Raw genomic sequence first — 24449 nt, forward strand, 5'->3', positions numbered from 1 at the left:
GGGAACGAGCGATTTTCCCGCACCGCCCGAGCCGGTGCCTGCCGGACGTCGGTTAACGTGCAGATGTGACTGCTACGAAGCCGAGCGGCTTGATCAGCATCGAAGACATCGAGGCCGCGGCCGACAGCATCGCCGGGCACGTCGTGCGAACGCCGACGGTGCCCAGCCCGGGGCTCACCGAGCTGCTCGGGGCACCGGTCACCGCGAAGCTGGAGCTGTTGCAGCGCACCGGCTCCTTCAAGGTGCGCGGGGCGACGGCGAAGCTGCTGTCGCTGAGCGAGGCGGAGCGGGCCGCCGGTGTCGTCGCGGTGAGCGGCGGGAACCACGGGATCGCCCTCGCCGTCATGGCCGGGGCGCTGGACGTCAAGGCGACCGTCGTCATGCCGAGCTCGGCGCCCGCTCGTGCCGTCGAGATCGCGGAGGCGGCCGGGGCCGTCGTTCGCGTCACCGACGACATGGCCGGCGCGTTCGCGCTGACCGCCGAGCTGCGGGCGAGCGGGCTCACCCTGGTCCACCCGTTCGACGACCCCGTCGTCATCGCAGGTCAGGGCACGGTCGGCCTGGAGTTCGCCGACGACGCCGACGAGCTCACCGACGTCCTGGTCAGCATCGGTGGCGGCGGGCTGATCGCCGGCGTCGCCGCGGCGCTGCGCGCGCGACGCCCCGATGTGCGGATCTGGGGGGTGGAGACCGGGGGAGCGCAGGCCATGTCCGAGGCGCTGGCGGCGGGCGGACCGGTGCCCGTCGAGCTGTCTTCGATCGTGTCCACGCTCAGCGCCCCCGCGGTCTCCCAGCTGACCTACGATCACGTGTCCACATTGGTCACCGAAGTCCTCGTGGTGCCCGACGCCGAGGCGGTGCGGGGAGTCCTGGACCTGGCCGACCACGCGAAGGTCTGGGCCGAGCCCGCCGCGGGATGCCTCCTCCCGGCCGCGCGCCAGGTGCTCGACCGGGTCGGCCCCGGCGCCAAGCTCGGCCTGGTGCTGTGCGGCGGGAACGCCACGACCGCCGACGTCGCCGCCTGGGCGCGCCGCTTCGGCCTCGGCTGACCCCCGGCGGCCGCGTCCACAATGGAGCGGATCGCGGCTGCTCGATCCGGCCCGACTCTGGGTACCCGGGGCGTGTCGACCGGTGCTTCCGGTGCCGCAACTGCAGAGGGGGCTGTGATGAACGAGCGCTCATGGGAGCGGGCGGGCGCGGCCAGCGGCCTGGTCGCCGCCGTGTTGTTGCTGGTCAGCCTGCTGCTCAACCCCTTGTCGCCGCCCAGCGACGAGCCGGTGCGCACCTACTTCTACGTGACCGAGAACCGCCCGACCGTGCTGCTGGCCGCCTTGCTTTCAACGGTGGCCGCGGTGATCTTCCTGTGGTTCGTGGGGCACCTGCGTCACCTGTTGCAGCGCGCTGAAGGTGGCGCGGAGGCGTTCTCGCCTGTGGTGTTCGGCGCCGGAGTCAGCCTCGCGACGATGACGATGCTGAGCATGCTGCCGGCCACCGCGCTGGTTTCGCTGAGCCGCAACGTGGAGACCGCGAGCCAGGCGATGGTGTTCGTGCTCGCCGAACTGCACCGGCTGTCGCTCGGCGGGCTCGGCCTGCTGGTCGCCCTGTTCGCAGCCGCCGCCGGGGCGGCCGTGGTTCGCGGTGAGCTGCTGGCGCCGTGGCTGGGCTGGTTCGGCTTCGGCGTGGGCCTGATCGGGCTGATCGCCGGCGTCACCTCCTTCTACATGCCCAGCGTTTTCGTCTCGGTCGCCGGCCTGGTGACCGGGATCGTGTTCGCGCTGTGGATCGGCGCGGCGTCGGTGCTGATGGTGTACCGGCCGGAGGTCGACCGGGCCCCGGCCGCCGGCACGGCGTTCGCGCACTGACCCCGGGGCCCGTTCCGGTCAGTCCTCGAGGAACGCGAGGTCGAGGCGGCGGAGACGATCCGGGTCGGCGAGGATGTTGAGCTCCACGACCTTGCCGCGGGCGACCGTGAACGCCGCGAGCGAGATCGGCCGGCCGTCGGAGATCGCCACCGCCCCGGGCGCGCCGTTGACGAGCGCGGGCCGGGTCGCCTCGGCGAGCTGCGCGAAGACGACCGCGCCTCCCGCCACTTCCTTCGCGCCGCGCCGCATGACGCTCGGGCGCAGCGAGCCCCCGTCGGTGCGCACCACGACATCCGGGTCGAGGACCGCGAGCAGCGCATCGAAGTCCCCGGCGCGCGCGGCCGCGAGGAAGGCGTCGACGACTTCGCGCTGCTGGGCCAGATCCGCATCGGGGACCGGGGCCGCACCCTGCACCCGGCCGCGGGCCCGGCTGGCGAGCTTGCGGGTCGCCGTGGAGGTGCGCCCGACGATGGGCGCGATCTCGTCGAACGCCACCGCGAACAGGTCGTGGAGCACGAAGGCGAGCCGTTCAGCGGGCGTGAGCGTCTCGAGGACCACCAGCAGCGCGAGACCGACGGAGTCGGCCAGCAGCGCCTCGTGCTCCGGGGTGATGGCGTCCGGGCCGCTGATGATCGGATCGGGCACGTGCACGTCCAGCGGCTCCTCGCGGCGCGCCGTCCGCGCGCGGAGCATGTTCAGGCACACCCGGCCGACGACCGTCGTCAGCCAGCCTCCGAGGTTCTCGATCTCCGCGGAGTCGGAGCGGCTGAGCCGTAGCCAGGCCTCCTGGACCGCATCGTCGGCCTCGCTCAGCGAGCCCAGCATCCGGTAGGCCACCGCCCGCAGGTGCCCGCGGTGGGCCTCGAAGCGATCCGCCAGAAAGTCCTTCTCGTCCATCGGCCGCATTCCTCCGTCACGTCGTGTTGTAGGAGTGACCCGCCGGACGCGGCCGATGTGACACACCTCGGCCGCCGGCGCACTCCCGGAGGACCTGTCAGCTCGCCGCGGCATCACCGTCCGGGTGCGGCCAGATGCCGGAGGTGCCGCGGCGATGGCTGTCGACGAGATGCGTGTCGACGATGCCGATCGCTTCCATCAGCGCGAACATCGTCGTTGGGCCGACGAAAGCGAAACCCTTGCGGCGCAACGCCTTCGACAGCGCCACGGATTCCGGCGACGTCGTGGGGATCTCGGCCATCGTCCGCGGGCGCGGCGTGGTCTCCGGCTTGAACGACCAGACGAATGCTTCCAGTCCGTCCTCGGCGCGGAGTTCGATGGTCGCGCGGGCGTTGGTGATGGCCGCGCGGATCTTGGCCTTGTTGCGCACGATCCCCGCGTTGCCGAGCAGCCGTGCCTCGTCCTCTTCGGTGTAGGCCGCGATGGCGTCCGGGTCGAAGTCGTCGAACGCCTCGCGGAAGGCCGGGCGCTTGCGCAGGATCGTCGCCCAGGAGAGCCCCGCCTGGAATCCCTCCAGGCTGATCCGCTCGAACAGGGCCTGCTCGCCGTGCACGGGCATGCCCCACTCGGTGTCGTAGTACTCGCGCAGCAGGGGATCGCGGGCGGCCCACGGCGGCCGCGCCAACCCGTCCTCGCCGATCACGACCCCGGCGTCGCTCGTCGTGGTGTCTGCCGCTGCGGGACTCACTGTCTCGTTCTCCTCGGTTTCTCGGCGTTCTCGGTCGTCATGCGGGGCGGTGCACGAGGATGGTGCGGACCACTTCCCAGGTGCCGCCGTCGCGGGCCGCGCCGCGCAGCCCGTCGAAGGTTCCCACGCCGCCCATGGCGATCAGGTCGTCGCTGGCGAGTGCTGCGGTGCCGATCGTACGGGCCGGGTCCCAGCCAGTGGAGTGCAGAAGCCTGCGGCCCATCTGTACCCAGCCGGTGACCTGCCCGGTCACCACCCACGCGTCCGGGCCAGGCTCGGTGAAGCGCCGCGCCTGCCGCAGCCACGACGCGGCGCGCTCCGGCCAGTCGACGACGTCGAGCACGTGCCCGCCCCGCTCGCTCCACGCCCGCTCGACGGCATCGGCGGTCGCCCGGGACGGGGCGTCGCGCGAGCAGCCGATGACGATCGAGGTCGCCCGCGGCCGCAGTCCGGCGAGGAGGGCCACCACCGTCGCCAGCTCGATTTCGCCGTGCGGCGGGGGAATCCGGGCCGCCGTGCCGGTTCCGCGAACCAGCGGGGAGGGTGTTCGTCGCGCCATCGAAGCAGTCCTCGGGTACGTCATGCCGCGTCGTGGAAGACGAGCCCCAGCGTGTGGCGTCGCCCGGAACGCACCGGCGAAACCCCGTGCCGCACCGGGGAAGCGGACCAGCCGCGTGCCGAGCGCACCGGCCGGTCGCGCGTGGTGAACACCAGGCCGTGCCCCTGCGGGATCAGCGTCGCGGTGCCCCGGGATTGGGCGCGCGGGCGCTGCTCCACCAGCAGGAACTCGCCTCCGGTGTGATCGGTCCCCGGATCGTTGAGGTTGATCACCACCTGCAGCGGGAACACCTTGTCGCCGTACAGGTCCCGGTGCAGCGCGTTCCAGCCGCCCGGCTCGTAGCGCAGCAGGATCGGCGTGGGACGGGCCTGCCCGGCCCGGTGGCAGATGTCCAGCCACTCGTCGAGGGTGTCCGGCCATTCCGCTTCCCGGCCGAGCTTCTCGGCCCAGTCCCGGGCGATCGGCAGCAGCCGTGGGTAGAGGGCCTGCCGCAGCTTCTCCACCGGTTCCGGGAAAGGCGCGGCGAAGTAGTGGTAGTCGCCGTTGTCCCCGAAGCGATGGCGGCGCAGGTTGATCGTGGCCCGGAAGTGCTCCGGCTCGTCCCACAGGGCCGCGATCCGCTCGCACTCGGCGACGGTCAGCAACTGCGGCAGCAGCGCGCAACCGTAGTCGTTGACCTCGGCGGCGACCCCCGTCCAGTCCGCCGCCGCGACCCGCTTCGCGTACCGGTCCGTCTTCGACGTGGTCATGCCGCCTCCAGGCTCAGCAGGGTTTCCTTGGCTTCCGCGCCGCCGACGTACCCGCCCGAGGTGCCGTCCGAGCGCACGACCCGGTGGCACGGCACCACCACCGGCAGCGGGTTGGTCGCGCACGCGGTGCCCACCGCGCGAACCGCCCGCGGGCTGCCCGCCGCGGCGGCGACCTCGGCGTAGCTGGCGGTGCGGCCGTAGGCGATGTCGGGCAGGTGCTCCAGCACGTTGAGCCGGAACCCGCGCGAGAGCCGCCAGTCCAGCGGCAGGTCGAAGGTCCGCCGCCGCCCGGCGAAGTACTCGTCGATCTGCCGGGCCGCCTCGTCGAGCCGGGCCGGCGCCCGCAGGATGCGCGGGCTGATCAGCTCGGCCAGCGACTCCAGGACCGAGCTGTGCCCCTGGCGGTCGAAGGCGACCCGCACCAGGCCGCGTTCGGTGGCCGCCAGCAGCAGCTCGCCGACCGGGGTGCCGACGGTGCGGTACGCGACGTCGAGCAGCCCTTCCCGCTGGGCCGCGCTCACCAGGTCGATGTGCAGCCGCTCGCTCGTGTTGAAGTCGATCGCCGGGAGCGCGTCGAACAGGTGTCTGTCGTCGGGTTCGTGGATCGTCATCATCACGCTTTCCTCCCCACTCTCGTGGTGGGCTTATAGGTCGTGCGCAGGGTCTTGATGCCGTCCGCGGCGGCCCGCCGGGCGGCATCGGTGCTGCCGCCGAGGATCGCGGCGATCTCGGCGTAGGGCAGGCCGGCCAGGTAGTGGTAGGCCACCGCCATGCGCTGCTTGGCCGGCAGCGCGCTCAGCGCGGCCCACAGGTCGCCGTCCCAGTCCTCCGGTCGGCCGGTCGTGCTGGGCCGCTCGGGCAGGCGCTCGACCACCACCGGACGGCGGGCCGTCGCCCTGGTGACGTCGACCGCCTTGCGGTGGGCGATCGTGACCAGCCACGCCTCCACGTTGGTGTCCTCGGCCAGCTCCGGGTAGACGCGCAGTGCGGACAGGAACGTCTCGGACCACGCGTCCTCGGCGTCGGCCGGCCCGAGCACGGCCCGGCACACTCGCAGCACCATCGGGCCGTACTCGTCAACGATCTGCTCGAACGGTCTCACTTTCACTCCCCGTAGACGCCCCGCGCCGCGGAAACGTGAGATGCGGATCGGCCCGTTTCCACGATCGTCACCCGGACGTGGCCGTCCCGCGTTCCGGGAGTGGGCCGCCGGCTGCGGTGCCGCGTGACGAGCGTCTCACCGGAGGTGCGGCGACGGGCCGGAAGATCATGTTCAGTCCGGGGACGGTCCCGAGGGGACCGCCCGGCAAGGGCCGGGCGCGTCACCGGCCCTTGCCAACGGCCCCCCGATCGGTAGCCTCCGTTGTGCTGGTGGTTCGTCCGCCCCCTTGAAACGGGGTGGACGAGGCAAGAGGGAACCCGGTGCGAATCCGGGACTGCCCCGCAGCGGTGAGTGGGAACGAACGCCGTCCCCGGTCCCAGACCGGGCACAGCACTGGGCACGCGTGCCTGGGAAGCGACGGCCACTAGGAACCCCGGCTCCGGCCGGGACGCGCCCGCGAGTCCGAAGACCTGCCACCGGCGCGCGCACCGGACGGTGCGCGCGGTCCGGGGTCTCGCGGGAGGACCCGGCGGACGACCGGCTCGCGCCGCGCGGTGCGCGCCGGTCCGCCTGCGCCTTCCCGGACCTCGGGGCATCTGCCGTCGAGCTCGCGAGGAGAGGGCGTTGACCAGCAAGATCGGATCTACCGTACTCGGATACCCCCGGATCGGCCCCGACCGGGAACTCAAGCGCGCGCTGGAGCGCTACTGGTCGTCTCGCATCGGCGAGGCGGAGCTGCGCGCGGTGGCGCGCGAACTCCGCGTCCAGACCTGGCGCTCGCTGTGGGACGCGGGCCTGGATTCGGTGCCGGGCAACACGTTCTCGTACTACGATCAGGTGCTGGACACCGCGGTCACCTTCGGCGCGATCCCGCCGCGCTTCGCGAAGCTCGGGCTGGGCCCGCTGGACACCTACTTCGCGATGGCGCGCGGCGTGGCGTCCGAGCCGCCGCTGGAGATGACGAAGTGGTTCGACACGAACTACCACTACCTGGTGCCCGAGATCGGCCCGGACACGCAGTTCTCGCTGGCCGACCGGACTCCCGTGGAGCAGTACCGGGAGGCCGCCGAACTGGGCGTGACCACCCGCCCGGTGCTGGTCGGCCCTCTCACGTTCCTGCTGCTGGCCAAGTCCGCGGACGGCACGCCGGAGTCGTTCCGGCCGCTGGACCGGCTGGACGCGCTGGTGGACGCCTACGCGGAGCTGCTCGGCGAGCTGCACCGCGCCGGCGTTGAGTGGGTGCAGCTGGACGAGCCCGCCTTCGCCGCCGACCGCTCGTCGGCCGAACTCGCCGCCCTGCGCGCCGCCTACCAGCGGCTCGGCGATCTGGCGGAGCGGCCGAAACTGCTGGTCGCGGGATACTTCGGCGATCTCGGCGAGGCGCTGGAGGTGCTGGCGGCCAGCCCGGTCGAAGCGATCGGCGCCGACCTCGTCGCCGGAAAGTTCACAGTGGATGTCCTGTCGTCGGTTCGCGGGCTGAGCGGCAAAACCCTGGTAGCCGGGCTCGTCGACGGGCGCAACGTCTGGCGCACCGATCTCGACAGGGCGCTCGCGACCGCCGCCACGCTGCTCGGCTCGGCGAACGAGGTCGCCGTGAGCACGTCGTGCTCCCTGCTGCACGTGCCCTACGACGTCGATGCCGAGACCGGCATCGACCCGCAGGTGAAGTCCTGGCTGGCGTTCGCCGCGCAGAAGGTCCGCGAGGTGGTCGTGCTGGGCCGCGCGTTGCGCGAGGGCCGCGACGCGGTGGCCGACGAGCTCGCCGAGGCGCGCGCCGCGATCGCCGACCGCGCCGGCGCGGACCGGGTCCGGAACAATCGCGTGCGCGCTCGGTTGCAGGCGCTGCGGCCGGAATACACGCAGCGCGGCGAGTACGACACGCGGCGCGCGGCTCAGCAGAAGGCGTTGAACCTGCCGCCGTTGCCGACCACGACGATCGGATCGTTCCCGCAGACCACGGACGTCCGCAAGGCGCGCGCCGCGGTGCGCGCCGGCCGCATCGACCAGGCGACGTACCGGCGGCGGATGCAGGACGAGATCGAGCGCGTGATCCGCCTGCAGGAAGGGCTCGGGCTCGACGTCCTGGTGCACGGCGAGCCGGAGCGCAACGACATGGTGCAGTACTTCGCCGAGCACCTGGACGGCTTCGCCAGCACCGACAACGCATGGGTGCAGTCCTACGGGTCGCGGTGCGTGCGCCCGCCGATCCTCTACGGCGACGTCTCCCGCCCGGCGCCGATCACCGTCGAGTGGGCGAGCTACGCGCAGCGGCTGACCGAGAAGCCGGTCAAGGGCATGCTCACCGGCCCGGTGACGATCCTGGCGTGGTCGTTCGTCCGCGACGACCAGCCGCCGGCCGACACCGCGAAGCAGGTCGCGCTGGCCATCCGGGACGAGGTCGCCGACCTGGAGGCGGCCGGCATCCGGGTCATCCAGGTCGACGAGCCCGCGTTGCGCGAGCTGCTCCCGCTGCGCCGGGCGGAGCACGGGGATTACCTGGACTGGGCGGTGACGTCATTCCGGCTCGCCACCTGCGGCGTCGCCGATTCGACGCAGATCCACACCCACCTGTGCTACTCGGAGTTCGGCGACGTGATCAACGCGATCGTCGCGCTGGGCGCCGACGTCACCAGCATCGAGGCCGCCCGCTCGCGCATGGAGGTGCTCGACGACCTCAACGCGGTCGGCTTCGGCCACGGCGTCGGGCCCGGCGTGTACGACATCCACTCGCCTCGCGTGCCGGACACCGCCGAGGTCGTCGACCTGCTGCGGGCCGCGCTGGCGGCCGTGCCGGCGGAACGGTTGTGGGTCAACCCGGACTGCGGGCTGAAGACCCGCGGCTACGCCGAGGTCGAGGCGGCGTTGCAGAACCTCGTCGCGGCGGCGGCCGAACTGCGCTGACGCCGGGCCTGCGGGCGGCGCCGCACCGGTGGCGCCGCCCGCGAAACGGGCCGATCTGCCGGGAATTTTCCCCGCGATGCGGCGACTTGATCCGATCAGGACCAGATCGAGCGAATGGAGCACCGATGTCGCAGGAGAGCATGCCGCAGGGCACCGTTGCCGCTGGATTCGAATCCGTGCGCGAGGAGTTCGCCGCCGTGGCGGCGGCCGAGGGCGGTGACTACGCGGCCCAGCTGGTGGCCCACCTCGCGGGTGAGCGGGTCGTCGACCTGTGGGTCGGCCCCGAGATCACCGGGGAATCGCTGACCGGCGTGTTCTCCTCCACGAAGGGCGCGGCGTACCTGGTCGCGGCGCTGCTGGTGCAGGACGGTGTGCTCGACCTGGACCAGCAGGTGAGCCACTACTGGCCGGAGTTCGGCGCCGAGGGCAAGCAGGACGTCGTCCTGCGCGACCTGCTGTCGCACCGCGTGGGGATCGTGGGCGCGGACGCGGGGCTGTCGCTGGAGGAGGTCGCCGACGACCGGGTCATCGCGGAGCGGCTCGCCGCGCAGCGGCCGTACTGGCGCCCGGGCACCGCGTTCGGGTACCACGCGCTGGTCATCGGGGCGCTGGTCGGCGAGGTGGTCCGCCGGGCCACCGGCGAAACTCTGCAGGAGCACTTCGAGGCGCGCGTCCGCGCCCCGCACGACCTGGATTTCTACCTGGGGCTGCCGGAAGAGCAGGAGCCGCGCTTCCTGACCACCCTGCCGATGGCGCCCACCGCGGAGCAGCAGGCCGCCTTGGAGGCGGGCGCGACCGGCCCGGAGAGCCTGAACGGCATCGCGATGAACCGCAGCCACCCGGACGTGGTGGAACTGTGGGACTTCCCGAACCACCCGGTGGTGCGGGCCAAGGGGCAGGCGTCGGCCGGCGGCGTCGCTTCCGCGCGCGGGCTTGCAGGGATGTACGCGGCCGCGACCACCGGCATCGGCGGGAAGGCACCGCTGCTGAAGCCGGACACGGCCGCGGCCTTCGCGCAGATCCACTCGATCGGCTACGATCTCGTTTCCCGCCAGCACAAGGCTTTCGGGCTCGGCTTCTCTGCATCGGTCGACGTCTACCCGTTCCTCGGCCAGGGCGCGTTCGGGCACAGCGGAGCGGCGGGTTCGCAGGCCATCGCCGACCCGCGCAGCGGCCTCGCCTACGGCTACAACCGGCGCCGCTTCGCCTTCCCGGGCGGCGCTGCCCCGGAGAACGACCGCCTGCTCAAGGCCGTGCACGCGGCGGCGACGGCGTGAACCGGTAGCCCGGTGGGCCGTGCCGATCGCACGGCCCACCGGAGCGGCAGGCCCACCGAGCTATGCCGCCGCGTTGTCCGACCGAGTGAAGACGTAGGTGGCCAGCACGTATCCGGACACACGTTCAACCCGGCGTTGATCGCCCGTAGGGAGTCTGGGTGTAGGTCGTGATGAACGCGGTCGACATGGTGTGCAGCGTCCAACCTTCTTCCGCGATCGCGCTCAGGGGATGACCCCTGTCCGGTCGGCGCTTCCACGTCGACCGCATTCGATCACGCAGCATCCCGCCCGGGGGCCGGATCCCGATCTTCCGTGCCGGATCCGGACAGGGCTTCAGCGGCGAGTTCGAGGTCGGTGGTGCCGGCCGGAACTGGGTGGTGGCAGCGGAACGCGTGGCCGGTCGCGTCGCGCTGCGGGTCCGGCATCTCGGCCGCGCAGGTCTCGTCGGCGCGCCAGCACCTGGTGCGGAACGGGCAGCCGCTCGGCGGCCTCGTCGCCGACGGCACCGGGCCGGTGAGCGGGATCGGCTCGATCGGCGACAGCAGGCCGGGCGTCGCCGAGAACAGCGCCCGGGTGTAGGGGTGGCGGGCGGCGGCGACCGCGCCGGCCGGGATCTGCTCGACGGTCCGCCCGAGGTACATCGTCACCACCCGGTCGCTCATCCGCCGCACGGTCTGGATGTCGTGCGAGACGAACACCATTGCCAGGCCCAGCTGTTCCTTCAGTTCGAGCAGCAGGTTGAGGATCTGCGAGCGCACCGAGACGTCGAGGGCGCTGGTGGGTTCGTCGGCGACGAGCAGCCGGGGGCGCAGCGCGAGGGCCCGTGCGATGGCGACGCGTTGCCGCTGGCCGCCGGAGATCTGGCCCGGCAGCAGGTTCGCCACGCTCGCCGGTAGGCCGACGAGGTCCAGCAGCTCGCGCACCCGCGTCTCGCGTTCCTGGCGACTGCCGTGCCCGTGCACGTCGAGCGGGTCGCGCAGGACCTGGCGGATCGGCAGTCGCCGGTTGAGCGCCGTGGCCGGGTCCTGGAAGACCATGCCGACCTCGGCGCCGATCGCGGCCCGGCGCCCGGCTGCGGTCAGCGACCAGATGTCCTTGCCGCGGAAGGAGATCGTGCCGCTGGTCGGCCGCTGCAGGCCGACCACGACCTTGGCCAGGGTGGACTTGCCGCACCCGGATTCGCCGACGATGCCGACGGTTTCGCCGGCCACCACCGCCAGGTCGACGCCGGTGACGGCGTGCACCCGGTCGCGGCGGAACAGCCCGCCGGAGCGCGCCTTGTGGACGACGTGGACGTCGGCGAGCTCGACGAGGGTTTCGGGTTCTGGGGAGGTCATGGCCGCTCCTGTGCTGCCGCCGCGGCGTGGTCCCGGTCGGCGGTGAGGTCGATCGCCGGGTGGTGGCAGGCCACCGCGTGGAACCTGCCCTGCCCGCCGAGCACCGGTGCCCGCTCCTCGCAGATCGCGGTGGCCATCGGGCAGCGGTCGGCGAACCGGCAGCCGGCCGCGAATTCGGACGGGGACGGCACCACGCCGGGGATCTGGGTCAGCTGCTCGGCGCCGGACTCCAGCGACAGCACCGCGCCGAACAGCCCGCGGGCGTAGTGGTGCGCGGGCGCCTCGACCAGCGCCGAGGTCACCCCGGATTCCACGATCTGCCCGCCGTACATCACCACGATGCGATCGGTGACGTCGGAGACCAGGGCCAGGTCGTGGGAGACCAGGATCAGAGCGAAGCCGAGTTCCGCGCGCAGCCGCAGCAGCAGCTGGATCACCTGCGCCTGCACGGTGACGTCCAGCGCTGTGGTCGGCTCGTCGGCCACGATCAGCTTCGGGTCGCGGGAGAGCGCCATCGCGATCAGCACGCGCTGCCGCTGGCCGCCGGAGAGCTCGTGCGGGTAGGCGGTGAGGGTGCGCGCGGGATCGAGCCCGACCATCTCCAGCAGCTCCGCGGGCGTGTGCCGGCCGCCGCGCCGGACCAGCTGCTTGAGCTGGGACCGGATGGTCATGGCGGGGTTCAGCGACGACAGCGCGTCCTGGTAGACCATCGCCATCTCGTGGCCGAGCAGGCGGCGCCGGGACTGGCGGGGGAGGGTGAGCAGGTCGGTGACGCCGCCCTCGCGGCGGAAGAGGATTTCGCCGCCGATGCGGGCTTCCTTCGGTTGCAGGCCCATCACCGTCAGCGCGATGATCGTCTTGCCGCAGCCGGATTCCCCGACCAGGCCGAGGACTTCGCCGGGGCGGACGTCGAAGGAGATGCCGTCGACGATGTCCACGCCATCGTGGCGGCCGTCGAAGCCGATGGCGAGGTTGCGGACCTGCAGGATCGGTTCGCCGTCGGGCAGCGAGCGCGCCCGCTCCGCGAGCCGCTGCGCCGCCTCGGCGAGGCCGGGCAGCTCGGTGCGCTCGCCGGTGGCCGCCCGCGTGCGCCGCCTGGGTTCCGAGGTGGCCTGCCGGGTGGCCGGCGCCGCCCAGGCGTCCGAAACCCCTTCGGCGAGCACGTTGAGCGCGAGCACCGTCAGCAGGATCACCAGGCCGGGGAAGACCGTCGCCCACCAGCCGCCGGTCAGGACCATGTTGCGGCCGTCGGCGATGACGCTGCCCCACGACGGGTCGGGCGGGCGCACGCCCGCGCCGATGAACGACAGCGACGCCTCGAAGACGATCGCGTCGGCGACCATCACCGTGCAGAAGACCAGGACGGGCGCCGCGCAGTTGATCGCGACGTGCCGGACGAGGATGTGCGGGGTGCGGGCGCCGATGACGCGTTCCGCCGCCACGTAGTCCTCGCCGTACTGGGCGAGGACGTTGGCGCGCACCACGCGGGCGATCGGCGGGACGTTGACGAAGGCGATCGCCAGCACCAGCACCGGGATGCTGCCACCGAAGACCGCCACGAGCACGGCGGCCAGCGCGATGCCCGGGAACGCCATGATCACGTCGAGCACCCGCATGATCGTTTCGCCGATCGCGGAGCGGGAGGTGGCGGCGACCGCGCCGACCACCGCGCCCGCGAGCAGCGCGCAACCGGTGGCGCCCAGCCCGATCAGCAGCGACCAGCGCGCCCCGTAGAGCACCCGCGTGAAGATGTCGCGGTTCGCGCTGTCCAGGCCCATCCAGTGCGTTGCGCTGGGGCCGCCCGCGGCGGCTTCCTGCGCGTACGGCGAATGCGGGGCCAGCATCGGCGCGAAGATCGCGGCCAGGCAGATGACGACGAGCAGGCCGACGGCGATCCAGGAGATCGTGTTGAGCCGCCGGAACCGGATGCCCGGCCGGGCGAGTCGTTCGGCAAGTCCGGTGCGCATCACGCGGCGCTCCTGAGTCGGGGGTTGACCAGCAGGTACAGCACGTCCACGACGAGGTTCACCACGACGAAGCCGACCGCGATGGTGAGCACCGCGCCTTGCACGACGGCGGGATCGCCGTTGAGCACCGCGTTGATCATCAGCTGGCCCATGCCGGGCAGCGAGTAGATGGTCTCGATGACCACCGCGCCGCCGAGCAGGTAGCCGACGCGCAGGCCGAGCACGGTCAACGGGTTGATCAGCGCGTTGCGCAGGACGTTGCGGCCGACCACGACGATCGGCGGCAGGCCGTTGCCGATCGCGGTGCGGACGTAGTCCTTGTCCAGCTCCTCCACCACGGCCGTGCGGATGATCCGGGTCAGCTGCGCGGCCACCGGCAGCGACAGCGAGATCGCCGGCAGCGTCATGGACACCAGCCAGCCGGTGAACGAGTCACCCGGGTTGATGTAGCCGCCGGTCGGGAACCAGCCGCGGTCGACGGCGAGCCACTGGATCGACAGCAGCGCGATCCAGAACGCCGGGGCCGCGACGCCGACCAGCGAGACGATCCGGATCAGCTGGTCGGGCCAGCGGTCCCGGAACAGCGCGGCGACGACGCCGAACACCAGCGCCAGCACGACCGCGATGAACAGCCCCAGGAAGGTCAGCTGCATCGTCAGCGGCAGCGCGGTGGCCACCTGCTCCAGCACCGGTGCCTTGGTCAGCACGCTGGTGCCCATGTCGCCCTGCGCCAGGTCGGCGACGAACCGCAGGTAGCGCACGGGCAGCGGGTCGAGCAGGCCGTTCTCCAGCTGGAACCGGTGGATCTGCTCGGGCGTCGGGTTGGCGCCCTGGAAGTACGCGTACTCCGGCTTGTTGTTGGAGAAGCGCATGATGATGAAGACGAACAGGATCACGCCCAGCAGCAGCGGGATCAGGATGAGGATGCGCCGCAGCAGCATCCTCGCGATCACGACCACGTGGAACTCCGCTCAGTTCTCGTCTCTGAAGCGGCGAAGCCGCTTAGCCCATCTATGCAACTTGCACCGCTGCGGGTTCTCAGACGTCGTCTCGGGAGGACAGCCCCGGGGCCGCGTATTGGTCATACACAAGCCGGGGATCCCGGACTGAGGCGGCGTCTGAGGTTCCGCTACCCGCACCGCCGTGCAAGGTGCGTTCGACTGTTTCAGATTCGCTTGGCTTGCAACAGGTTCATGCCGGGGTAGGGCTGCGGCTCGACGCCGTCGAGCTTCGCCGGGTCCCAGGCCGTCACGAGCTCGTTGTGCAGCACCGGGTAGAGGACCGCTTGGTCGGCCACCACGTCGAGGTAGTCGTGGACGAGTTGCCGCCGCCGGGCCGGGTCGGGTTCCCGGATCGCCTGGTCCATCGCCGCGAACAGCGCCTTGGCCTCGGGGCTGGAGTCCCACTTGGTGTACTTCATCCAGGTGCCACCGGCGGTGTAGTTGTAGCGCAGGATCAGGTCCGGGTCGAGGCCGAACTGGTTCGGGTTCGATGCCGCCGCGACGACCTGGTAGGACTGCGACTGGTCCATCTTGGTGAACAGCGCGCTGGTGTCCTGCGGCTGCAGCTCGGTCTTGACGCCGATCGCCTCCCAGGAGTTGGCGATGGTCGGCAGGCAGTCGGCGAGCCAGCTGACGTTCACCGCCATCAGCGTGATGGTCAGCCCGCTGACCCCGGCCTCGGCGAGCAGCGCCCGCGCCCGGTCGGGGTCGTGGTCGTAGACGGTCTTCGCCCTGGCGTAGGCCGGGTTCTGCTCGTTGAGGAAGCTGGTGGCCGGGGTGCCGTGGCCCTTGAGCGCGACGTCGATCATCTTGCGGGTGTCGATGGCGTGGAACAGGGCCTGCCGGACCCGCTTGTCGTCGAACGGCTTCTGACCGGTGTTGAACATCAGGAACAGGTGGTTCATGCCCTTGCCGCCGTCGACCCGCAGCCCGCTCTGGCGCAGCTGGTCGATGTTGGCGTAGGGGATGTTCTCGGCGACCTGCGCCTCGGCGCCGCCGCCGGAGATCTTCGCGACCCGGGCAGAGGCGTCCACGATGGACAGCCAGTTCATCTTCTGCACCGCGGGCTTGCGCGGGCCGTTGTAGTCCGCGAACGCCTCGAACCTGGTGTTGGCCTTAGGGTTGTGCTCGACCAGCTTGTACGGGCCGGAGCCGATGGCCTTGCCGCTCTTGGCCGCGTCCCAGCCGCCCGGGGCGCCGTAGACGTGCTTCGGCATGATCTTCGCGATCGTGAGGCGCTGGATCCCGTCCGGGAACGGGAACTTCAGGACCAGTTCCACTGTGGCGTCGTCGACCTTGCGGGCCTCCTGCAGCCACGCGGCGAAGAACGAGGACGCCAGGGTGCTCGGGTCGAGGACGCGCTCGAAGGTGAACACCACGTCGTCCGCGGTGACCGGCTGCCCGTCGTGCCACTTCGCGCCCGGGCGCAGCGCGAAGCGCCAGGTGGTTGCATTGGGGTCGGCGGGTGCGGCCGCCGCCAGCGCGGGGTAGGGGTCGCGGGTGACCGGGTCGGTGTCGATCAGTCCTTCGTAGACGTGGTTGTTGCCGGCCATCGCGAACGCCGACGCGGTCATGGTCGGGTCCCAGGTCTGGTCGTTGCCGTAACCGATCACGGCGGTGATCAGGCCCTTGTCGTCGCCGCCGGTCGATGTCGTCGACGCGGGGCCGCCGCAGGCGCCGACGGTGGCGGAGACGGCCGCCGCCGCGCTCAGGATCCCGCTGTAGCGCAGAAAGTCGCGGCGACTGACGAAGGTGCGGGAAACGTGGGGGCTCACGTTGCCTCCTGGCGGGTTGAGCGACGGGACATGGGACGTCCTACGTCAAGTCTGGGAGTGCAGGCTACGGTCGCCTGCGTTCGGCGGTCAAGAACAGTTGATCGAGAGGTTTCCGGCCGGTTTCGCGGAGCCGTCCGCCGAGGCTTTCAGAGGTTCCACGTAGGACGTAGTATGTCTTCCCTCGTTCGCTCTGCTGGAAGGGCATGACATGCGCATAGCACCTGGAGGGCCGCCGCGGCGGTGGAGAGCCGCGGCGTTGAGCGTCCTGCTGTCGGCCGCGATGCTGTCGGGATCGCCGGCCGGCGCGGCCGCCGAACCGGACCCGGCAGCACCGTTCGTCGACGAGCAGGTCCTGTTTGCGAAGCAGGACTTCGGCTACGCGTGCTTCCGCATCCCGGCCGTCGTCCGGGCCGACAACGGCGACGTCCTCGCCTTCGCCGAGGGCCGGGTCGCGGACTGCGGCGACGACGGCGACATCGACATCGTGCTGCGGCGCTCCACCGACGGCGGCCGCACCTGGGGCCCGCTGCAGGTGGTCTCCGACGGCAACGGGTCGACGCACGGCAACCCGGTGCCGATCGTCGACCAGCGCACCGGCCGCATCGTGCTGGTCAGCAACCACAACGGGCCCGATCCCTGCCCGAACGGCTGCGATCGCGATCCGTTCGTCCAGGTCAGCGACGACGACGGGGCCACGTGGTCGGCGCCGCGCGAGATGACCGAGGGCAAGCGCCCGGAGTGGAACTTCTGGTACGCCACCGGCCCGATGCACGGCATCCAGCTCACCCGCGGCCCGCACGCGGGACGGCTGGTGGTCGGCGCCAGCCACGAGATCAACGACAGCGTGCGCCCGCACGTCTACGGCACGCACCTGCTCTACAGCGACGACAGCGGCCAGACCTGGCACATCGGTGCGTCCGCGGCCGTCGACGGCGGGACGGTCATCGCCCAGGAGGTGACCGTCGTCGAGCTCACCGACGGGCGGGTCTACGCGCTGGCCAGGGATCGCGGCACCGATCCGGGCCATCGGTCGGTCGCGATCAGCAGCGACGGGGGAGCGACGTTCGACGAGCCGTTCCAGGCCATCGACCTGGCCATGCCCGACGTGCAGGCGTCGACGCTGCGCCTGCACGCGCGGGACCAGGGCGACGCCGAGGACCGGATCCTGCTGTCCGCGCCGGCGCATCCGGTGGCGCGCGAGGCGATGTCGGTGCGTTCCTCCTACGACGAGGGACGGAGCTGGCAGCCCTGGGAGCAGGGCAAGGTCTTCTGGTGGGGGCCGTCGGCGTACTCGGACATGGTGAAGCTCGACGGCGACGAGATCGGGCTGTACTACGAGGCCGGCTCCGCCACGCCGTACGAGTCGATCCGGTGGGCGCGTTTCAACGAGGCCTACCTGGCGACGCCGAACGGCACGCCGCCGGGCATTCCGGGACCGCCCGAACCCGGTCCGACGACGCCCGATGACTCCGGCCGCGGCAACCCCGCCTTCGTCCGCGGCGACGCGGCGCTGGTGCCCGGGCGGTTCGGGAACGCGTTGGCCCTGGACGGCGTGGACGACCGCGTCGAGGTGCCGTTCGACGAGTCGATCGACCTCGGCGGCGGCGACTTCACCCTGACGACGTGGTTCCGCTACGCGGACACCACCGGCTCGCACGCCCTGCTGTGGGCGTACCGGACCGGCAGCGGCACCACGCCGCAGCTGTGGCTGCGCGCGGAACCCGGCTCGAACCGGATCCAGGCGCTGATCATGGTGGACCGCTTCAACATCACCGTGCAGTCCGCCGGCGCGTACAACGACGACCAGTGGCACCACGCGGCGCTCCAGCGGGTGGACGGCCGGTTCGTGCTGCGCATCGACGGCCGGGAAGCCGGATCGGCCGAGGTGCCGCCGGGTTCCGTCACCGAGGGCAAGGAGTTCGGGGTCGACGGAATCCACATCGGACAGCGCGTGGACGGCGCCAACCGCTTCCACGGCGCCATCGACGACGTGCGCGTCTACCGGCGCGCGCTGACGCAGGCGGAGCTGGAGTCCATCCGGACGCGGAACGCGCAGATCGGCGGCCGCCTCGGGCTCCGGCTCCCGATGGAGGCCATCTCCTGACGGCCCGGGTAGGTGTCGTGAGTGCGAAAGCCGGTAAGAACCGGACAGCCGGTAAGAACCGGACTTCGCGCTCACGACCCGCCGATCGGGCATGATCGGCCCATGCGCACCTTCTACCCGGAGCTGGAACCACACGCCGCGGGACACCTGGACGTCGGGGACGGAAACCTCGTCTACTGGGAGGAATGCGGGAATCCGCACGGGAAGCCCGTGGTGTTCGTACACGGCGGGCCAGGCGCCGGGTGCACCCCGGCGCACCGCAGGCTGTTCCGCCCCGACGCGTACCGGATCGTGCTGTTCGACCAGCGCGGATGCGGTCGCAGCACGCCGAGCGCCGGAGCGGCCGACGGGAATCTGGCCACCAACACCACCTGGCACCTGGTCGCCGACATGGAGCGGCTCCGCGAACACCTCGGCATCCAACGCTGGCAGGTGTTCGGCGGCTCGTGGGGCAGCACGCTCGCGCTCGCCTATGCGCAGACGCATCCCGATCGCGTCAGCGAGCTGGTGCTGCGCGGTGTGTTCACCGTCCGCCGGAGCGAACTCGACTGGTCTTACGCGGGCGGCTCCGCGCATCTGTTCCCCGAGCAATGGCACGACTTCCTGGCGGCCGTTCCCGAAGCGGAGCGGGGCGGCGACCTCCTCACCGCCTACCACCGACTGCTCGACGACCTCGACCCGGCCGTGCACGAGCCCGCGGCCATCGCCTGGAGCGCGTGGGAGGGGCGGCTCATCGCGCTGCGGCCGCGACCGGAGCTGATCGCGGAGTTCACCGAACCCGGGTCCGCGGTTCCCCTGGCCCGCATCGAGAACCACTACTTCCGGCACCGCGGCTGGCTGGAGGAAGGGCAGCTCATCCGCGACGCCGGGCTGCTGAGCGGTATCCCCGGGGTGATCGTGCAGGGCCGGTACGACGTGCTCACCCCGCCGGGTACGGCCTGGGAACTCGCCCGTGCGTGGGGAAACGCGGAGCTGACCATCGTCGAGGATGCCGGGCACGCCTTCGACGAGCCCGGCATCCTCGACGGGCTCATCGCGGCCACCGACCGGTTCGCCGGCCGCGCCTGACGCAGACCGGCGGAAGCCGTGCGCGGGCTCGGGCCGGGTCGACCCGGGCCCGCGCGGGTCGTCAGCGATCGAGGTCGCCTTCCTCGAACCGGGCGTAGCGGATCGAGGCGTGGGCGTCGTTCGACTCCTGCGGGCCGGCCTCGTAGAGGACTCCCGCCCGGCCGCCGCCGAGGTTGACCAGGTCCGAGTAGGCCGCCCAGGTCGCGTCGACGACCGTGCCGACCTCCTGCCACGTCGCGCCCTCGTCGGCCGACGTGCGGATGCGCAACGTGTGTCGCCGGTGCGCCATCTTCGGATCCTCGTTGTACGGCCCGGAGAACAGGATCAGGTCGTTCGGGTCACCGGCCGTCTTGGCGCGCAGCCGCACCACCGAGCCCTGCACCACCGGCCCCTTCAGCTCCGGCACGACCGCGAATTCCTGCTCGAACGTCGCGCCCGCGTCGGTGCTGGTGGCGTCCGCGCGGTTGCCGGTCGAGGTCTCGGTGCCGTTGTTGTCCTGGTTCCGCGCGGCGGCGTACACCGCGCCGTCGGTGGTCTCCAGCAGGTTGAGCTCCTGCGGGTTGATCTTCTTGCCCGTTCGGTCGTCCACGGCGCCGAGTTTCCAGCTGGTCCCGCCGTCGTCGCTGTAGATCAGCCCGGCGCCCTTGCGCCCGCCGCTGCCGCCGAAGGTGATGCCGACGAGCATGCGGTTGCGGTGCTCGCCCTGCGTCAGCTGGAGGCCGTGCCCGGGGCCGGTCGCGTACCAGGTGTTCCACTCGGACTTCGTCAGCTGCGGCTGGGGTTCGGGCGCGGTCCACTTCGTGCCCTTCGGGTCCGCGCTGTGCTGCAGGAACGGCGTGCGGGTGCACTTGGCGCCGGACTTGCACTCCGAGCCCGGATTGTGCGTCGTCAGCAGCGAAATCCGGCCGGACTCACCGTCCACGATGGGCACCGGGTTGCCCCGGGTGTCGCCGCCGCCGTCTGCGACGAGTTCGATGTCGCCCCAGGTCTTGCCGTCGTCGGTGGAGCGCTTGAGGACCACGTCGATGTCGCCGGTGTCGGCGCAGTCCTTGCGGCGCCCTTCGGCGAAGGCGAGCAGCGTGCTGCGGTCCTTGGTGCGCACGACGGCGGGGATGCGGAAGCAGTGGTAGCCGCCTTCGCCCTTCTTGTAGACCTCGGTCCCCGCCAACGCCCGCCCGCCACCGGAGCTTTGGGCGAAGACGGGGCCGGACGGCGCTGCCGCGGGCGCGGCGGGTTCGGGCGCGGTCGCACATGCGCTGCCCAGGACCGCGGTGGCCAGCACCGCCGACGCCGCCTTGGTGCCGATCCTCCAGGTGTGGCGAATGCTCACGAAATTCCTCTCCGCCGTACTGCTACGGCAGGTCGCCCCCGAACAAGATCACCACATCCTGCCAGCGAAGCCGGAAACAAACCGTCGAATTGGGGAAGAGGTGAATTTCGAACATCCGGTGAATCAGGCGGAAATGGACGGTTGACGAACGCCTGCGGGCGACTCGAATCCGGTGCTCACGCGGCGGAGGGGAGCTGGTCGTCGCGCCGGACCAGCGCCGCGTATCGGCCGCCGACGGCCAGCAGTTCGTCATGCGTGCCGCGCTCCGCGATCCGCCCGCCGTCGAGCACCACGATCTGGTCCGCGTCGCGCACGGTCGACAACCGGTGCGCGATCGTGATCGTGGTCCGGCCCGAGGACAGCGCGTCGAGAGCCTGCTGCACCGCGCGTTCGGTCTGGGTGTCCAGTGCGCTGGTGGCCTCGTCGAGGATCAGGATCGGCGGGTCGCGCAGGATCGTGCGGGCGATCGCGAGCCGCTGCTTCTCCCCGCCGGAGAACCGGTATCCGCGCTCGCCGACCAAGGTGTCGTAGCCGTCCGGCAATGCCGCCACGTGGTCGTGGATCTGTGCCGCCTTCGCCGCGGCGACCAGTTCCTCGTCGGTGGCGTCGGGCTTGGCGAAGCGCAGGTTCTCGGCCACCGAGGCGTGCAGCAGGTAGGGCTCTTGGGAGACCACGCCGACCGCATCGGCGAGCGTGTCGAAGCCGAGCTCGCGCACGTCGATGCCGTCGATGCGCACCTGTCCGCCGGTGACGTCGTAGAGGCGCGGCACCAGGTAGCTGAGCGTCGTCTTCCCGGACCCGGTTTCGCCGACCACGGCGAGGCTGGTGCCGGCGGGTACGGTCACGTCGATCCCGGTGAGGGTTCCGTCGGCGGCCTTGGGTGAGTAGGCGAACGACACGTCCGCGAACCGCACCTCGCCCTCGATCCGCGCCGGCCGCACCGGTCGCTCCGGTTCGTCGATGTCGATCGGCAGGTCGAGGTATTCGAAGATGCGGCCGAACAGCGCCAGCGAGCTCTGCACGTCCACGCCGGTGGACAGCAGCGACAGCGTCGGCCGGAACAGGGCCTGCTGCAGGGTGACGAAGGCGACCAGGGTGCCCAGGGTGATCAGCGGGACGCCGAAGGTGCTGGTGACGCCGGCCGCCCAGTAGATCAGCGCGGGCAGCGCGGTCATCACGATCTGGATGCTCGACATCCGCCACCGGCCGGCCATGCTGGAACTGACCTCGAGCCGGGCCAACGCGGCGGACTCGGCGGCGAAGGAGTCGGTGAGCGACCGCGCCCGGCCCATCGTGCGACCCAGCAGGATCCCGCTGACGGAAAGGGATTCCTGCACGCCGGCGGACATGGATGCCAGCTGGCGCTGCCGCTTCGCGGTGATCTTCTTGCGTTCGCGGCCGATCCGGCTGCTGACCCACACGAACACCGGAAGCAGGGCGACCGACGCGATCGTCAGCCGCCAGTCCAGCGCGAGCATCGCGGCCACCGTGGCGACCACGGTGGTGAGGTTGGAGATCAGCGAGGTGGCGGTGGACGTGACGGTGGCCTGCATGCCGCCGATGTCGTTGGCGATGCGGGACTGGATCTCGCCGGTCCGGGTGCGGGTGAAGAACGCCAGCGACATGCGCTGCAGCCGGGCGTAGACCGCCGAGCGCAGTCCGTGCATCACGCTCTGCCCGACCTTGGTGGACAAGTATGTCTGGGCGACGTTGAACACGCTGGTCGCGACGGCCACGCCGATCATGCCGAGCACGAGCGCGGTCAGCAGGCCGAGCCGTTGCTGCGGGATGGCGACGTCGAGGACCTCGCGTAGCAGGAACGGCGACGCGACGGAGACCAGGGACGACACGACGACCAGCAGCGCGACGACCAGCAGCGTGCCTCGATGGGGGCGGAAGAGGCGGCCGATGCGGCGAAGGCGGGCAGGCGGAGGAGTGGATTCCTCGGGCGATGACATAGGCGGCTCCAGTGCGATCGAATTCAGAGTCACCTTCATAGTTACCATAGTTCACTATTACTGTCACTCTGTTAAGCTGGCCGCGTGGATGCCGGTGGTGAGGAAGAACGTCTCGGCGCGCTGTTCCTGCGGCTCGCCAAGTCCGCGCACGTCCTGCAGCGGCGCGGCGCCGGGGATCTCGGGCTGACGCCCGCGCAAGCGCGTGCGCTGTCCGTGCTGGGCAGGTGCGAGACGCCGCCTCGCATGGCGGAGCTGGCCGAGCGGCTGCACGTGGTGCCGCGAGCGGTGACGCCGATCGTCGACGCCCTCGAAGAGGCGGGCCTGCTGCGGCGCGAGGTCGATCCCGGCAACCGCCGCTCCACCCTGCTGGAGCTGACCCCGGAAGGCCGGAAGACGTGCAAGCGGCTGGCCGAGCTCCGCGCCCGCGCGGCGGGTGAGCTCTTCGCCCCGCTCACCGCCGGACAGCGGCAAACCCTGTTGGAACTGCTGGAAAAGGTCGATCAGGCGTCGACGGGCCGATAGGTCGCGGCCGGGCGGGTTCCGGTGGCGAGGAAGAAGGCCCGCAGGTCCGGACGGGACCCGCGGGCCTGAAGAAGTCGAGGCGGATCAGCCGCGGAACGGGCCGGTCACCTCGTAGGTGATGCCGCCGCTGTTGGAGCCCGAAGCGCCGCGCTGCGAGGAGAAGTACAGGCGGTTGCCCGCCGGGTTGAACGCGACCCCGCACAGCTCGGAGGCGGACTGCCCGTTGATCCGGAGGAACGGGGCGACGACGTCGTCGGGGGTGATGATGCAGATCTCCATGTTGCCGCCGTCCTCGGCGACGTAGAGGTCGCCTGCCGGGGCGCCGGTGATGTTGTCGACGCCGGTCAGCGGCGGGTTGCCGGTCAGGTCGTCGTCATAGGCGATGGCCAGGGCGTTGTTGACCGCGTCGTAGGCCCACACGCGGTTGTCGCCCTTGGTGGTGAAGAAGCACGTGCCGTTGCGGTAGTAGGCCCCTTCGCCGCCGTTGAACACCTTGGCCCCGGCGACCTGGCGGCGGGTTCGGGTGGGGCTGCCGTCCGGGTCGGGAACGTCCACCCAGGACAGCGCGCCGCCGTCGTCGACCAGCACCTGCAGGGTGCCCGCGGACAGGTCGCCCCAGGTGGTGGGCACGAACCGGTAGAAGTTGCCGTCGGGTTCGTCCTCGGTCAGGTACACGACCCGGCGATCCGGGTCGGCCGCCGTGGCCTCGTGCTTGAACCGCCCCATCGCGTCCCGCCGGACGGCGGTGTTCGCGCCCCACGGGTCGGTCTCGAAGACGTACCCGAGATCGGTTTCCTCGCACGACAACCACGTGTTCCACGGGGTGGCGCCGCCGGAGCAGTTCTGCCTCGTGCCGGCCAGGACGGGGTACGCGGCGGTGATGTTCGCATTGCCGTCGAACCGCACGGCGCTCACCCCGCCCGCGCCGGAGCCGAGTTCGGCGTTCGAGACGTAGATCCACCCGGTTCCGTCGGCGAAGCAGGCGCCGCCGTCCGGGGCGCCGTGCCAGGTGTGGCCGGTTCCGGCGACCTTCTGGGTGGAGCGGGCGATCACGCGGCTGGTGAAGTTCGCCGGCAGCTGGATGCCGTTGACATCGGCCGCCTGCAGGGGGCCGTAGGGACTGGGACCGGTCTGCGCCGGGTAGGCGATCGCCTCGCGCGTCACGCTGAACCCGAATGCGATGGTGGTGCCACCGGCGACGGCGGCACGCAGAAAGGTGCGACGTTCCACGGCTTTGCTCCTCCGATGAGAAGTGGTGCCCGCGCTGCTGGACCTGCCGGCGGGCACCGTGA

At 71.4% G+C, this 24449-nt stretch carries 21 protein-coding genes and 1 riboswitch; of the genes, 8 read left to right on the top strand and 13 right to left on the bottom strand.

All coding sequences use genetic code 11. The annotated features are described in order from the left end of the window. Positions 1-65 precede the first annotated feature (65 nt). Positions 66-1049 (top strand): threonine/serine dehydratase, encoded by a 984-nt coding sequence (locus E1288_RS02750; RefSeq protein ID WP_235883294.1) that lies wholly within the window; start codon positions 66-68, stop codon positions 1047-1049. 117 nt (positions 1050-1166) lie between these two features. Beyond that, positions 1167-1862 carry a hypothetical protein gene (locus tag E1288_RS02755; protein ID WP_132480140.1) on the top strand — a complete coding sequence of 232 codons (696 nt, stop codon included), beginning with the start codon at positions 1167-1169 and terminating at the stop codon, positions 1860-1862. 18 nt (positions 1863-1880) lie between these two features. Here the strand turns inward: E1288_RS02755 and E1288_RS02760 are convergent, their stop codons facing one another. The 6 genes from E1288_RS02760 to E1288_RS02785 form a co-directional block, all read right to left on the bottom strand. Beyond that, on the bottom strand, positions 1881-2759 hold the full coding sequence (locus tag E1288_RS02760; protein WP_132480143.1) for a sigma-70 family RNA polymerase sigma factor: 879 nt from the start codon (positions 2757-2759) through the stop codon (positions 1881-1883). A gap of 97 nt (positions 2760-2856) precedes the next feature. Then, a complete protein-coding gene (locus tag E1288_RS02765; protein WP_132480146.1) occupies positions 2857-3507 on the bottom strand; it encodes a DNA-3-methyladenine glycosylase I in 651 nt (216 codons plus the stop codon). Positions 3508-3544: 37 nt separating this feature from the next. Beyond that, positions 3545-4066 carry a type 1 periplasmic-binding domain-containing protein gene (locus E1288_RS02770; protein WP_132480149.1) on the bottom strand — a complete coding sequence of 174 codons (522 nt, stop codon included), beginning with the start codon at positions 4064-4066 and terminating at the stop codon, positions 3545-3547. Between the two features lie 20 nt (positions 4067-4086). Then, the gene (locus E1288_RS02775) at positions 4087-4815 is read right to left on the bottom strand and encodes a 2OG-Fe(II) oxygenase (RefSeq protein WP_132480152.1); all 729 of its coding nucleotides are present in this window, start codon (positions 4813-4815) and stop codon (positions 4087-4089) included. Further along, positions 4812-5429 carry a methylated-DNA--[protein]-cysteine S-methyltransferase gene (locus tag E1288_RS02780; RefSeq protein WP_132480155.1) on the bottom strand — a complete coding sequence of 206 codons (618 nt, stop codon included), beginning with the start codon at positions 5427-5429 and terminating at the stop codon, positions 4812-4814. The genes E1288_RS02775 and E1288_RS02780 overlap by 4 nt, the downstream gene beginning before the upstream one ends. Next, complete coding sequence (locus tag E1288_RS02785; protein ID WP_132480158.1) at positions 5429-5923, bottom strand: RNA polymerase sigma factor; 495 nt, start codon at positions 5921-5923, stop codon at positions 5429-5431. Before E1288_RS02785 ends, E1288_RS02780 begins: the two co-directional genes overlap by 1 nt. Positions 5924-6170: 247 nt before the next feature. After that, positions 6171-6409, top strand: a riboswitch (cobalamin riboswitch). A gap of 132 nt (positions 6410-6541) precedes the next feature. Between E1288_RS02785 and metE the strand changes: the two genes are divergently transcribed. Next, on the top strand, positions 6542-8818 hold the full coding sequence (metE, locus tag E1288_RS02790) for a 5-methyltetrahydropteroyltriglutamate--homocysteine S-methyltransferase (protein WP_132480161.1): 2277 nt from the start codon (positions 6542-6544) through the stop codon (positions 8816-8818). Between the two features lie 125 nt (positions 8819-8943). Next, the gene (locus E1288_RS02795) at positions 8944-10095 is read left to right on the top strand and encodes a serine hydrolase domain-containing protein (RefSeq protein ID WP_132480164.1); all 1152 of its coding nucleotides are present in this window, start codon (positions 8944-8946) and stop codon (positions 10093-10095) included. A 272-nt stretch (positions 10096-10367) separates the two neighbouring features. Here E1288_RS02795 and E1288_RS02800 read toward each other — a convergent pair whose 3' ends face one another. The 4 genes from E1288_RS02800 to E1288_RS02815 form a co-directional block, all read right to left on the bottom strand. Then, positions 10368-11432 carry an oligopeptide/dipeptide ABC transporter ATP-binding protein gene (locus E1288_RS02800; RefSeq protein ID WP_132480167.1) on the bottom strand — a complete coding sequence of 355 codons (1065 nt, stop codon included), beginning with the start codon at positions 11430-11432 and terminating at the stop codon, positions 10368-10370. Beyond that, positions 11429-13399, bottom strand: a complete 1971-nt coding sequence (locus E1288_RS02805) for a dipeptide/oligopeptide/nickel ABC transporter permease/ATP-binding protein (protein WP_132480170.1) — start codon at positions 13397-13399, stop codon at positions 11429-11431. The genes E1288_RS02800 and E1288_RS02805 overlap by 4 nt, the downstream gene beginning before the upstream one ends. After that, the gene (locus E1288_RS02810; protein WP_132480173.1) at positions 13399-14358 is read right to left on the bottom strand and encodes an ABC transporter permease; all 960 of its coding nucleotides are present in this window, start codon (positions 14356-14358) and stop codon (positions 13399-13401) included. Before E1288_RS02810 ends, E1288_RS02805 begins: the two co-directional genes overlap by 1 nt. 206 nt (positions 14359-14564) lie before the next feature. Then, entirely contained in the window at positions 14565-16175 is a 1611-nt protein-coding gene (locus E1288_RS02815) for an ABC transporter substrate-binding protein (RefSeq protein ID WP_132480176.1), read from the bottom strand. A gap of 256 nt (positions 16176-16431) precedes the next feature. On the opposite strand from E1288_RS02815, the gene E1288_RS02820 reads away from it, so the two are divergent. After that, complete coding sequence (locus tag E1288_RS02820) at positions 16432-18279, top strand: sialidase family protein (RefSeq protein ID WP_235883295.1); 1848 nt, start codon at positions 16432-16434, stop codon at positions 18277-18279. Positions 18280-18381: 102 nt separating this feature from the next. Next, entirely contained in the window at positions 18382-19347 is a 966-nt protein-coding gene (gene pip / locus E1288_RS02825) for a prolyl aminopeptidase (RefSeq protein ID WP_132480182.1), read from the top strand. 61 nt (positions 19348-19408) lie between these two features. Here the strand turns inward: pip and E1288_RS02830 are convergent, their stop codons facing one another. Beyond that, the gene (locus E1288_RS02830; RefSeq protein WP_235883296.1) at positions 19409-20677 is read right to left on the bottom strand and encodes a sialidase family protein; all 1269 of its coding nucleotides are present in this window, start codon (positions 20675-20677) and stop codon (positions 19409-19411) included. On the opposite strand from E1288_RS02830, the gene E1288_RS46710 reads away from it, so the two are divergent. Next, positions 20670-20822 (top strand): hypothetical protein, encoded by a 153-nt coding sequence (locus E1288_RS46710; protein ID WP_165967953.1) that lies wholly within the window; start codon positions 20670-20672, stop codon positions 20820-20822. The genes E1288_RS02830 and E1288_RS46710 overlap by 8 nt on opposite strands. Positions 20823-20853: 31 nt before the next feature. Here E1288_RS46710 and E1288_RS02835 read toward each other — a convergent pair whose 3' ends face one another. Continuing rightward, a complete protein-coding gene (locus E1288_RS02835; RefSeq protein ID WP_132480185.1) occupies positions 20854-22635 on the bottom strand; it encodes an ABC transporter ATP-binding protein in 1782 nt (593 codons plus the stop codon). 84 nt (positions 22636-22719) lie between these two features. Here E1288_RS02835 and E1288_RS02840 point away from each other — a divergent pair, with 84 nt between their 5' ends. Continuing rightward, entirely contained in the window at positions 22720-23157 is a 438-nt protein-coding gene (locus E1288_RS02840; protein WP_132480188.1) for a MarR family winged helix-turn-helix transcriptional regulator, read from the top strand. A gap of 84 nt (positions 23158-23241) precedes the next feature. Here E1288_RS02840 and E1288_RS02845 read toward each other — a convergent pair whose 3' ends face one another. Next, complete coding sequence (locus E1288_RS02845; RefSeq protein ID WP_132480191.1) at positions 23242-24387, bottom strand: alkaline phosphatase PhoX; 1146 nt, start codon at positions 24385-24387, stop codon at positions 23242-23244. Positions 24388-24449 lie beyond the last annotated feature (62 nt).

Source organism: Saccharopolyspora elongata (genome assembly GCF_004348985.1).
Taxonomy (GTDB): domain Bacteria; phylum Actinomycetota; class Actinomycetes; order Mycobacteriales; family Pseudonocardiaceae; genus Saccharopolyspora; species Saccharopolyspora elongata.

Bases quoted from the DNA above. Each gene is read 5' to 3' on its own strand.
- E1288_RS02755 (WP_132480140.1), top strand. From the start codon at position 1,167: ATGAACGAGCGCTCATGGGAGCGGGCGGGCGCGGCCAGCGGCCTGGTC.
- E1288_RS02760 (WP_132480143.1), bottom strand. From the start codon at position 2,759: ATGGACGAGAAGGACTTTCTGGCGGATCGCTTCGAGGCCCACCGCGGG.
- E1288_RS02770 (WP_132480149.1), bottom strand. From the start codon at position 4,066: ATGGCGCGACGAACACCCTCCCCGCTGGTTCGCGGAACCGGCACGGCG.
- E1288_RS02775 (WP_132480152.1), bottom strand. From the start codon at position 4,815: ATGACCACGTCGAAGACGGACCGGTACGCGAAGCGGGTCGCGGCGGCG.
- E1288_RS02780 (WP_132480155.1), bottom strand. From the start codon at position 5,429: ATGATGACGATCCACGAACCCGACGACAGACACCTGTTCGACGCGCTC.
- E1288_RS02795 (WP_132480164.1), top strand. From the start codon at position 8,944: ATGTCGCAGGAGAGCATGCCGCAGGGCACCGTTGCCGCTGGATTCGAA.
- E1288_RS02800 (WP_132480167.1), bottom strand. From the start codon at position 11,432: ATGACCTCCCCAGAACCCGAAACCCTCGTCGAGCTCGCCGACGTCCAC.
- E1288_RS02805 (WP_132480170.1), bottom strand. From the start codon at position 13,399: ATGCGCACCGGACTTGCCGAACGACTCGCCCGGCCGGGCATCCGGTTC.
- pip (WP_132480182.1), top strand. From the start codon at position 18,382: ATGCGCACCTTCTACCCGGAGCTGGAACCACACGCCGCGGGACACCTG.
- E1288_RS46710 (WP_165967953.1), top strand. From the start codon at position 20,670: ATGCTCACGAAATTCCTCTCCGCCGTACTGCTACGGCAGGTCGCCCCC.
- E1288_RS02835 (WP_132480185.1), bottom strand. From the start codon at position 22,635: ATGTCATCGCCCGAGGAATCCACTCCTCCGCCTGCCCGCCTTCGCCGC.